The organism is Algorimicrobium bowmanii, assembly GCF_054031195.1.
The window spans coordinates 1,289,224-1,301,191 of the sequence record NZ_CM132929.1 but is presented as its reverse complement, the minus strand read 5'-3'; the positions used below and the strand labels follow the sequence as shown (position 1 = coordinate 1,301,191).

General features: G+C 33.0%; 9 protein-coding genes. 5 read left to right on the top strand and 4 right to left on the bottom strand.

What is annotated here, in order from left to right; all coding sequences use genetic code 11:
* Nucleotides 1–153: 153 nt before the first annotated feature.
* The 4 genes from ACW5R3_RS05690 to ACW5R3_RS05675 are packed head-to-tail and all read right to left on the bottom strand — an operon-like array spanning nt 154 to nt 5,325.
* A complete protein-coding gene (locus ACW5R3_RS05690; RefSeq protein ID WP_456578646.1) occupies nt 154–1,107 on the bottom strand; it encodes an AAA family ATPase in 954 nt (317 codons plus the stop codon).
* A gap of 2 nt (nt 1,108–1,109) precedes the next feature.
* On the bottom strand, nt 1,110–2,516 hold the full coding sequence (locus tag ACW5R3_RS05685) for a peptidylprolyl isomerase (protein ID WP_456578645.1): 1,407 nt from the start codon (nt 2,514–2,516) through the stop codon (nt 1,110–1,112).
* Between the two features lie 4 nt (nt 2,517–2,520).
* The gene (locus ACW5R3_RS05680; RefSeq protein ID WP_456578644.1) at nt 2,521–3,378 is read right to left on the bottom strand and encodes a peptidyl-prolyl cis-trans isomerase; all 858 of its coding nucleotides are present in this window, start codon (nt 3,376–3,378) and stop codon (nt 2,521–2,523) included.
* Nucleotides 3,379–5,325 carry a peptidylprolyl isomerase gene (locus ACW5R3_RS05675; protein ID WP_456578643.1) on the bottom strand — a complete coding sequence of 649 codons (1,947 nt, stop codon included), beginning with the start codon at nt 5,323–5,325 and terminating at the stop codon, nt 3,379–3,381.
* A gap of 161 nt (nt 5,326–5,486) precedes the next feature.
* Between ACW5R3_RS05675 and ACW5R3_RS05670 the strand changes: the two genes are divergently transcribed.
* The 5 genes from ACW5R3_RS05670 to ACW5R3_RS05650 all read left to right on the top strand — a co-directional run bounded on the left by ACW5R3_RS05670 (nt 5,487) and on the right by ACW5R3_RS05650 (nt 11,968).
* Nucleotides 5,487–5,936: a hypothetical protein gene (locus ACW5R3_RS05670; RefSeq protein ID WP_456578642.1), complete on the top strand. Its 450-nt coding sequence runs from the start codon at nt 5,487–5,489 to the stop codon at nt 5,934–5,936.
* Between the two features lie 60 nt (nt 5,937–5,996).
* Nucleotides 5,997–8,219 carry a RelA/SpoT family protein gene (locus ACW5R3_RS05665; protein ID WP_456578641.1) on the top strand — a complete coding sequence of 741 codons (2,223 nt, stop codon included), beginning with the start codon at nt 5,997–5,999 and terminating at the stop codon, nt 8,217–8,219.
* A gap of 26 nt (nt 8,220–8,245) precedes the next feature.
* Entirely contained in the window at nt 8,246–8,698 is a 453-nt protein-coding gene (locus ACW5R3_RS05660; RefSeq protein WP_456578640.1) for a Fur family transcriptional regulator, read from the top strand.
* A gap of 11 nt (nt 8,699–8,709) precedes the next feature.
* A complete protein-coding gene (locus ACW5R3_RS05655) occupies nt 8,710–9,981 on the top strand; it encodes an adenylosuccinate synthase (RefSeq protein WP_456578639.1) in 1,272 nt (423 codons plus the stop codon).
* Nucleotides 9,982–10,141: 160 nt separating this feature from the next.
* Nucleotides 10,142–11,968 carry an OstA-like protein gene (locus tag ACW5R3_RS05650; RefSeq protein WP_456578638.1) on the top strand — a complete coding sequence of 609 codons (1,827 nt, stop codon included), beginning with the start codon at nt 10,142–10,144 and terminating at the stop codon, nt 11,966–11,968.

Here is an 11,968-nt window from a genome sequence, read left to right as displayed (position 1 = left end):
ATAAATTATCATTTTAAAAACTGAAAATTTATAAATTCACAATTATATCGGCTAAAAAAAATGAAATTGAAAAGTTTCGTTGCAAATTCGAAACTACATTATTTTAGTAATCAAACCTTAAACCCTATAAAAAACTCAAAAATCTAATTTACTTTAGAATAAGCTTTTGATTATTTGTTCTTCAGTAACACCTTCAGCATCTGCTTTATAGTTTTTTACAATACGATGTTTGAAAATTGAAAATGCTACGGCTTGTACATTTTCCATATCTGGAGAAAATTTCCCATTAACGGCCGCATGAGTTTTGGCTGCCAATATTAAATTCTGTGAAGCACGAGGTCCTGCCCCCCAATCAATATAGCTCTTAACCAAATCGGCTGCTTCTGGACTATTAGGCCTTGTTTTACCAGTCATTTTTACGGCATATTCAATCACGTTATCTGCAACTGGCATGCGACGTAACAACTGTTGTATTTCTACAATTTCCTGAGCGGTAAAAAGAGCTTTCACTTCTTTTTTAACATTTGATGTCGTTGCTTTAACAACATCTACTTCTTCTTGAAAAGTTGGGTATCCCAAATTAATAGCAAACATAAAGCGGTCTAACTGTGCTTCTGGTAATGGGTATGTTCCTTCTTGCTCAATAGGATTTTGTGTAGCTAATACGAAATAAGGTAAATCTAATTTATAATGATGTCCTGATACTGTTACAGAACGTTCCTGCATAGCTTCTAATAGTGCTGCTTGTGTTTTAGGTGGTGTTCTGTTAATTTCATCTGCAAGAATGATATTAGCAAAAACAGGACCTTTTATAAATTTAAAATTTCGACTTTCATCTAAAATTTCACTCCCAAGTATATCACTAGGCATTAAATCGGGTGTGAACTGAATACGCTTAAAATCCAATCCTAAAGCTTGAGAAATAGTATTAACCATAAGTGTTTTTGCCAAGCCTGGCACACCTATTAATAAAGCATGTCCACCGGAAAAAATGGAAATTAAAATTTGATCTACCACTGCTTCTTGCCCAATAATAACTTTGGCAATTTCAGTTTTTAAATCTTTATATTTTTTTACGAAGCTCTCAATTGCAGCAACATCAGACATATTTATTTTTTTAACCAGTTACTTGAAAATTCACAGTCTCTATATTCATTATTAATCTTAATATAGGTATCCATGATTTTTTCATTTTGCCATTTATCTATAGCTCTAATTTGTTTTTCATTTAGAGCTAACTCTTTAATTTTTAAGTAATCACGCGCATAATCAGCTACATGTTCTTCAACACGATCGCTAACCATTAATATTTTAAACTTAACATTCCCTGTACGTCCTTGTTCGGTTTGTACTAAACTTACTTCACCTTCTTTAAGGTTTTGAATTTGACCATATAATTCTGGATCAAGTTTTGTTAGTTCAAAATTATAATCTTGAGTCTGTGGATTAATTAGGAAACCACCTTCACTACGTGTTTCTTTTTCATCACTAGATTCACGAGCCGCATCGGCAAAACTAATATCACCATCAACAATACGTTGTCTTATTTTAACCAATTCAGTACGTGCTTCTGCTATTGCAGCATCCGACACTTTTGGTATTAATAATATATGACGAACATCATACTCCTGACCTCTAACTTTTTCTAAGTATATAATATGGTATCCATATTCTGTTTTAACGGGATCTGAAATTTCACCTTCTTGTAACGAAAAAGCTACTTCACGGAATTCCTTAACCATACGAGGTTGTTTTCTATTTAAAGTATATAATCCTCCGGTTGGCCTTGAAGCAACATCATCGGAATATAAAACAACTTTAGATCTGAAATTGGCACCATTTTCTAATACATCAGCTTTAAATTGCTTTAACTGATTAATAACACGTTCATTTTCTTCATCGGTTACTTTAGGCTCAATTACAATTTGCGAAACTTTTAATTCTGTTCCAAATGTTGGACGTTCATCCTTTGGAATATCATTAAAAAACTGACGTGTTTCTTCAGGTGTTACTTCAATACCATCAAGAATTTTATTTTGCATTTCTTTGGCTAACTTCTGTCCTTTATTGATTTCGTACATTTCATCACGAAATGCCTTCTCGTTAGGATGGTCATATAACTCAAGTAACTCCTCCATTGATTTACCTGACTGAGCTAAAAACTGTTGTAGTTGAAAATCTACATTAGAACGTATTTCAGCATCAGACACGACAATACTATCTTGAATTGCATGGTGTGCGTATAGCTTATCTTCTAATAATTTACCAAATAACTGGCAGCGTGTTACACCTTCTAATGAAGCACCTTGCGCTTTTAACTGCATGATGTTATCATCTACATCGGAATCTAAAATAACATAATCCCCTACTACGGCAGCCACACCATCTATTTTTATAGCACCAGAAGCTTGTGTTGAATCTTGTTGTGTTTCAATAGCTGTTTCTTCTTCTATAATTTCTTGAGCTTGAATTAGTACTGTGAAAAACAGTGCTATACCTGTAAATATATGACGCATATGATTACTTGTAAATTTCGAATTGTTTATTTTTAATAGCATCTTTAGTAATATCTTTTTCTAATTCTTTAATGAGTTCTAACTTGCGTTTATTGATAACGATCTGGTCTATAGTTGGTTTAATATACTCTAGAGGTGCAGTACTGTTACGCTCCAAAACATCTTCAATTTGCATCAAATATAGTCCTAATGAGTCTTTGAGTTGTATAAAATTAGATTTTTTTAACAATTCATTTTTATTTTCCGTGTTTATGACGGGGATTTTAGCTACAACCTGCGTAACTTTAATCCAAATGGAGTCGTTTAAGGAATAAGATTTAAACTGAATACCTATAGAATCTAGTTCTTTTTTATCGGCAGCGTTAAAGCGTTTAAATTTGGTTTTTATATCCGAAAGATCTAGACGATTTTCAGCAACTTGGAGGTATCTAAATTTTATTAAATCTTCTTTTAAAGCAAACACCTCAGAGTTTAACTCATAATAGGTTTTGGCTTCTTCGGTTGTGACAACAGTATCAATACTTCTTCTTACTAAAGCATCTAAATATGACGCAGCATACAAATCGTTTTTATACTCTTTAGCTAAGCGGTCAAAATCGGCTAATTTTTGTTCGTTTAAATTACGCTCTGCGCCCGAGACCAATAACTGCTTTGTTGCCCACTTATTAATAAAGTTACTAGTCCTTACCAAACTATCTTCAACAGTCATATTATCCGTATAAAGATGCGTTAAATCTTTCGCGTATAAAAACACATCATTTACACGAGCCACCGGGTTTTCATCAACTTCTTGTTTATAAAAATTAGAACAAGAAACCGACAATAATGCGACAAATAAAACAGTATAATATCTAATATTCAATTAGTTGTTTTTTAAGTTAGTCTTAACTTGGTTTAAAACTGCTTCGTTAATTTGAACAGGATACTTTTCTTCTAGCTCTTCCAACCATTGGTTTTCTTTAAATTCTTGATAATCGACACTTACCTGTCCTTTTGCTTCATCATAGGTTTTAAGTTGAACTGGCAAAACCTCTTTAATGTTAGCAACCACAAAAGCTTTATCGTTTTTATAAATTTTTGAAACACCAACTTTAAAATCTAAGTCTTGTGTAATTGCTTGATGAGCTTTATCCATTATACCTGAAGTAAAAATAACATGCACTTCATTGTTAACGTTAAGATCATTTTTTATGGTTTCTGGGTCGTCACCTGATTCTAGCATTTTTTTAACGGTTTTAATCGTACCTTTTTTTGATGCAGATGCGACATCGGCATCAATACGTTGCTCCCAACTATAATTAGTTTTATGATTTTCATAATAGGCTTTTAAAGCAACACTATCTGTTCTAGAAACATTCCAAATTTCTTTTTCCATCAAATCAAAAAGCAATAAACCATCTCGGTATTCGCTAAGTACATTAGCAAAGTCTTCATTCTCATTTTCAAGATTCTCTTCTTGGTATTGTAAAATCTGAGTATTTAAATAGGCATCGTAATGCTCTTGAACAATAACATTAAAAGGTTTTTTAACCCGAGCTCTTCGTTGTTTTTTAACTAGGTACTCTCCAAAATCTTTATACAAAATCGCTTTTTTATCAATTTGAACTAGTAATTTATCCCCCGTAAAATCTTGAGGTAAATTCCAGCTTCTTACATAATAATTAGGATTTAAAATAGATGCAAAATACGCTAAAGCTTCAGGATTATCTTTAACCTGATAATTTGCTTTTAATGTTTTAGCTCGTGAGGTATTTATTAATTGTGATCTAGAATCTCTTTTAACGCGTGCTTCTAATTCTGGTTTCATCGTTTCAAAATCGGCAACTTCGGTTTTCTTGAATAACTTTACTATGTGCCATCCAAAACCACTTTCAAAAGGCTCCGAAATATCGCCTTCTTCTTTTAAAGAAAATGCAACATCTTCAAACTCAGAAGAGCTTAGCTGTCCGCCACTAAAAGCAGCTAGTTTACCTCCTTTGTCTGCCGAGCTTTTATCTTCAGAAAACTGCTTAGCTAAAGATTCAAAACTATCACCTTGTAACAGTTTAGTGTAAATATCTTGAATTCGTGTTTCGGCATCTTGTAATTTATCATCGCGTTTGTTTGCTACCATTATATGACCAACGGTACGCTCGCCTCTAGATTGACGAAGATCTTCTACTAATAAAATATGATAACCAAAACGCGTTTTAAACGGATTAGAAACAGTACCAACAGGTGTAGAATAAGCAACTTTCTCAAAGTCGTAAACCATTTTGAAAGCAGAAAAATAACCTAAATTTTCAGCATATATAGTTTGTCCATCATGAACATCCTTCTGTACAGCCTCAAACCCTTCTTGTTCTATTCGCTCTTTAAACCTTAATAGTTTGTTATAAGCAACTAATGTATCCTCAGGATTTGCGCCTTCTTCTAATCGAATTAAAATATGACTCGCTTTAACTTCATTTTTAGTATGCTGATAAGCTTCCTCAACTAACGCCTCTGTTACCTGAGTATCTGTTAAATAATTTTTAGCTAACTGTTTCTTATAGTTATTCAATTCACGTAAATAGGTTGGCATAGTATCCAATCCCTTGGATTGAGCTTCCTTAACTTTTAATTTATAATTGATAAATAATTTTAGGTAAGCGTCAACATCTTTTTGTGATTCATCTTTAACTAAATCCAGGTTTTTATTAAAAATACGTTCAAACTCTGAAGTATACACGGGATCTCCTCCAACTGTAAATAACACGTCCTTACTAGTTGTTTGAGCATTTAAATTTAAAAAAGCCAAAAGAAACACGAAACTATAAAAATATCTCATTAGTCGTAATTTGTTAATTTGAATTCCTGCAAAAATAAGAATATTAACCCATATAGCAAGATGCATTAACAAACGGAACAGAAAGTTTTTTAGTATCCTTAAATTAAGGTTTCGTAAATCAATATTAATTGTATATTTATCTATAGAAATAAAGCAAATACATGAAACACCGCTCCGAAGTATTAATTAATCTTAATTTGACTCGGTTTTTAGAGAAATTAGATAATGTGGACAACCTCAAATTTTGGCATCAAAACTTTAAAGGGTATGCATATATAGATGGTGTACCAAGAGAGGTAGGCTCTAAAATACGATTGTTTTACCATGTTAACAATAAAGATTCACATCTAACCTTAACTATATCTAATAGAGCATTACCGCATCAGCTTGATATAACTTTCGAGAGCGATGGTATATTTGTTAAACAACAGAACCATTTTAAAGCTATTTCAGACTCAACAACATCTTGGACAATGATCAATGAGTTTATTCCAATAAATTTTAAAATGCGCATGTTGTTACTAATTATGCCTAGAACCTTTGGTAAAGAAGTTAGTAAGCATTTATTGAACTTTAAGAAATTTGCTGAAAACACTATTTCAGAAAACTGATTTAAAAGTAACAGCAACCAAAAGTTGTAAACTTATATTGTTTATCCTATTTTTAACTATATGACAGAAATTGATATTGAAAAAGAAAATGCAGCTATAGCAAAAGCATACCGTGAGCTTTTACGAGTAAGTTACAGGACGCTATCAAAAGAAGACAAGGCTCAAATTCGAAAAGCATTTGATGTTGCTGTAGACGCACACAAAGATCAACGCAGAAAATCTGGTGAAGCTTATATTTTTCATCCAATTGCTGTTGCCAAGATTGTTGCTAAAGAAATAGGCTTAGACGCAACATCTATAACCGCGGCACTTTTACATGATGTAGTTGAAGATTGCGACCGCTACACAACACAAGATATAGAAGATTTATTTGGAGCAACCGTAGCTAGAATTGTAGACGGACTAACTAAAATTTCTTCGTTAAATAAGGATACAGATATGGATGTCTCCTTACAGGCGGAAAATTTCCGTAAAATGCTGCTTACACTTAATGATGATGTTCGGGTTATAATAATAAAAATTGCCGACCGCCTCCACAACATGCAAACCATGGATTCCATGCGTGCAGACAAACAAATTAAAATTGCCTCTGAAACGTTATATATTTATGCGCCTTTAGCACACCGAATTGGATTATATAATATTAAAACAGAGCTTGAAGATTTAGGTTTAAAATACACAGAACCGGAAGTTTATAACGATATTTTAAACAAAATAAAGGAAAGCAAAGAGGAACAAGACCTATACATTAAAGAATTTAGCAATGTTATTTCAACATCTTTAGATAAGGAGCATCTAAATTATGAAATTAAAGGACGCCCAAAATCTATTTTTTCAATTAGAAGAAAAATTTTAAATCAAGGTGTTTCATTTGATGAAATTTACGACAAGTTTGCCGTAAGAATTATTTATAAAAGTGATCCTGAAAACGAAAAATTCCTTGCTTGGAAAATTTACTCCATTGTAACCGATCATTTTCGACCAAATCCAATTCGCTTACGAGACTGGATTTCATCTCCAAAATCAACCGGATATGAAGCCTTACACATTACAGTTGTTGGTCCTAAAGGCCGCTGGGTAGAAGTGCAAATCCGAAGTGAACGCATGAATGAAATTGCTGAAAAAGGATATGCAGCTCACTATAAATACAAAGAAGGTGGCGAGGCAGATGACGAAGGTATAGATGCATGGATTGCCAAACTACAAGAAACACTTGAAAACCCTGAAACGAATGCTATAGATTTTGTTGAACAATTTAAATTAAATCTATACTCCAAGGAAATTTTTGTTTTCACACCAAAAGGAGATTTAAAATCACTCCCAAAAGGCGCTACCCCTTTAGATTTTGCATTTAGTATTCATACCGAAATAGGCATGAAAACACGTGGCGCTAAAGTAAACGGAAAATTAGTCCCACTAAGTCACGTATTAAAAAGTGGTGATCGATTAGATATTTTAACCTCCGAAAATGCTAAACCTAACCCAAACTGGTTGGACTACGCAACTACTGCTAAAGCTAGAAGTAAAATAAAATCAGCTTTAAAAGAAGATAAAAAACTTATTGCTGAAGATGGTAAGGAAATCTTACGACGAAAACTAAAACAGCTTAAAATTAACTTAGATGAAAAATCGGTTAATGAACTCGTAAATTTTTTCAAATTAAAAACAAGTCTAGATCTATTTTACCGTGTAGGAACAGGTTCTATTGATAGTACAATGATTAAAGATTTTGCCTCGTCAAGAAGCAACGCCTTTATGAGTTATATAAAAAATAAAATCTCTAGAAAACCAAACATACCTAAAGAAGAGCTTGAAAAAGACGAAATAACCTCTAAGTATGATTTACTTGTTTTTGGAAAAGAAGAAGAAAAACTAGATTACAAACTAGCAAATTGTTGTAATCCTATCCCTGGAGATCCTGTTTTTGGCTTTCTTACAATTAATGACGGCTTGAAAATTCATAAGAAAAACTGTCCAAATGCCGTGAGTTTACAGTCCAACTATGCGTATCGGATTATGAGTGCTAAATGGATAGATTCTTCGCAACAAGAATTCCCTGCACAAATTAAACTTTCAGGAATTGATAATTTAGGACTCGTAAACACCATTACAAAAGTCATTTCATCAAACATGCATGTTAACATGAAGAGCATCAGTTTTGAGAGTGATGGCGGTATTTTTACAGGTAAAATTAATGTTGTTGTTCAAAACAATAACATCCTTAAAAAGCTAATGGACAACCTAAAAAAAATTAATGGTATTGATAAAGTGCAAAGAGTTTAAAATTATATGTAAATTTGCAGCCAATTATGAGTGTTAAAACAGATACAAAAAATCAGGAGATAGTTAAAAATGTGTTTACAGCCTTTTTAAGTGAGAAAGGGCACCGTAAAACACCCGAACGCTATGCTATTTTACAAGAGATTTATAATAGCGAAGAACATTTCGATATTGAATCGCTTTACTTAAACATGAAAAACAAAAAGTATCGTGTAAGTCGTGCAACCTTATACAATACTATAGAACTACTTTTAGAATGCGGTTTGGTACGTAAACATCAGTTTGGCCAAAATCAAGCGCATTACGAAAAATCATACTTTGACAAACAACACGATCACGTAATACTAACAGATACCGGTGAAGTTATTGAGTTTTGCGATCCGCGAATTCAATCGATAAAAAAAACTATAGAAGAGGTTTTTGATATTGAAATAACCAACCATTCTCTCTACTTTTACGGCAACAAGAAAACAACTAAATAATATTTTACAAAATGGCAGTAGACTTACTACTAGGATTACAATGGGGAGACGAAGGCAAAGGAAAAATTGTTGATGTACTTACCTCTAACTACAACATTATTGCCCGTTTTCAAGGCGGACCAAATGCTGGTCATACCTTAGAATTCGATGGTATAAAACACGTATTAAGAACCATTCCTTCTGGAATATTTCACGACAAATCCATAAACGTTATTGGTAATGGTGTGGTAATAGATCCTGTTGTTTTTGTAAAAGAATTAGAAGGATTAGAGCAGTTTAAAATTGATTATATTTCAAAACTAATCATTTCAAGAAAAGCGCATGTAATTTTACCAACTCACAGAATGTTGGATGCTGCTAGCGAAACTGCAAAAGGTAAAGCTAAAATTGGTTCTACATTAAAAGGTATTGGCCCAACTTACATGGACAAAACCGGTAGAAACGGTATCCGTATTGGCGATTTAGAATTATCCGATTGGAAAGATAAATACCGTGCATTAGCTAATAAGCACGAAGCTATGATTAGCTTCTATAATGTAGAAATACAGTACAACCTTAAAGAGTTAGAAAAAGAGTTTTTTGCAGCTGTTGAAAAATTAAAAGAACTAACCTTTATCGATTCTGAAGAATATTTATACCAAGCTCAAAAGGAAGGTAAAACTATATTAGCTGAAGGAGCACAAGGTTCTTTATTAGATATTGATTTTGGAACCTACCCATTTGTAACATCTAGTAACACAACCGCCGCTGGTGCTTGTACAGGTTTAGGTGTTGCTCCAAACCAAATTGGTGATGTTTATGGTATATTTAAAGCCTACACTACACGTGTTGGTTCCGGCCCATTCCCTACTGAGTTATTTGATCAAACGGGAGAAGATATGGCTAGAATAGGTCACGAATTTGGAGCTGTAACGGGACGTTCAAGACGTTGTGGTTGGTTAGATTTGGTAGCATTAAAATATGCATGTCAAGTTAACGGTGTTACCAAATTAATGATGATGAAAGGTGATGTATTATCAGGTTTTGAAACTTTAAAAATATGTACTTCATACGATTATAAAGGTGAAACAATTACGCATTTACCATACAACATCGAACCAGAAAATATTAAACCTATTTATACAGAGTTTACTGGTTGGTCTGAAGATTTAACCAAAATGACAGACAAATCTGAATTCCCTAAAGAATTAAACGACTATATCGACTTTTTAGAAAAAGAATTAGAAATTCCGATTACAGTTGTTTCCGTTGGTCCGGATAGAAAACAAACTATTTTTAGATAATACATATCTAAAACGACTAAATACAAAACCTATCAACGTAAAAATTGATAGGTTTTTCTCTTTTAAAAAAGTTCGTATTCATTTAATTTTCTATTAAAAATTTCACAAACAACCGTTTCACACCGTTTTAATGATTATTTTTGACACAAATTTTTAGAATTTGAAACAAGCAATCTACACATATATACTGTTCATCTGCTGCATATTGGTTTTTTCATCAACAATAGCACAAGAACAAAAACAAATTCAAATTGTTTATAGTGGTTTTTTAAACTTTGATGATGCTATAGAACCGGGCTTAAAAGTCATGACACGTGATGATTCTGGCCAGGTGCATGTGGTGCATGAAGGAATAGACATGTGGTGCGACCAAGCCAACTTATACAGCAACGAAAATTTCCTTGAAGCTTATGGCAACGTAAAAATGAAACAAGGAGACACCATTAATATGAATGCTAAATATGTTGAGTATAGTGGAAAAACACAGCTAGCATTTGCAAGCGGTGAAGTCGTTCTGACGGAGCCGAATTCTACACTTACAACCGACACGTTATATTTTGACAGAATTAAACAGGAATCATATTATAAAAGTGGCGGCCGTGTTCAGCGCGATTCATCTGGCGTTATAACCAGTAAAATTGGACGTTACTACATGGATTCACAAAAATACCAATTTGTAAATTCGGTTGTATTAACAAATCCAGACTATATAATTAATACCAATCATTTAGATTTTTATTCTGAAACAGGACATGCTTACCTATACGGTCCATCAACAATAGTTACTGATGAAAGTAAAACCTATTGCGAAAAAGGATTTTATGACACTGAAAACAAAACAGGTTATGGTGTAAAAAATACTCGTATTGATTATGACAATCGTATTTTTGAAGGAGATAGCTTATTTTTTGATAATACTAGAAATTTTGCTTCGGCAACCAACAACATAACAGTAACTGACACATTAAATAAAAGCATCATTAAAGGGCATTATGCTGAAATTTACAAAGCAAAAGATTCTGTTTTTATTACCAAACGAGCATTAGCTATTACGGTTCAAGAAAATGACTCTATCTATATGCATGCCGACACCCTTATGGTAACAGGAGTACCTGAAAAACGTATTACACGTGCTTTCAGAAATGCAAAGTTCTACAAATCCGATATGAGTGGTAAAGCCGATTCTGTTCATGTAAATCAAGCAACCGGATTAACACAACTAATTAATTTAAAACGTCTTTCATCAAGCGACCCATTTGCTAAACGACGAGATCCAATAATTTGGAATCTTGAGAATCAAATGACAGGTGATACAATTCATATTAAATCAAATCCTAAAACAGAGAAAATAGATTCTCTTTTTGTATTTGAAAATGCTTTTGTTGTCAGTAAAGATACTTTAAGTGAAAACGGATACAACCAAGTAAAAGGAAAAACGCTAGTTGGCTTATTTGATGAAGAAAATAATCTACGACAAGTGGATATTGATAAAAATGCAGAGTCTATCTTTTATGCTCGAAATGAAAACCAAGAGTTAATAGGAATAGATAAAGCTAAATCGGGTAGTATTTCAATTCTTTTTTCAGAAGGAGATATTGAACAATTTATTCGATATAAACAACCAGATGCGACTATGACTCCAGAGTCTGATTTCCCTGAAAACGGAAGACTATTAAGAAATTTTGTTTGGCGCGCAGAAGAACGACCAACAAGTGTTGAAGATTTATTTTCGGACGACCCGCCATTAAACTTACCTAAAATTGAAGGTATAAATGATTATGTACCTCAAGAGAAGTTTTTTGATGATGCATTACTAGAACGGGTTGAAAAAGCTGACAACACGGACAAACAGGAAATGAGCCCTAACAGTAAAAAACCGTTAAAACCAAGTCGAGCATCTAGAAACATACCGCAAACAGACACAGAAACTATAGAAGAAAATACAGCTCCTCAAATAAATGAGGCCATTAATTTAGAAGACAATTAA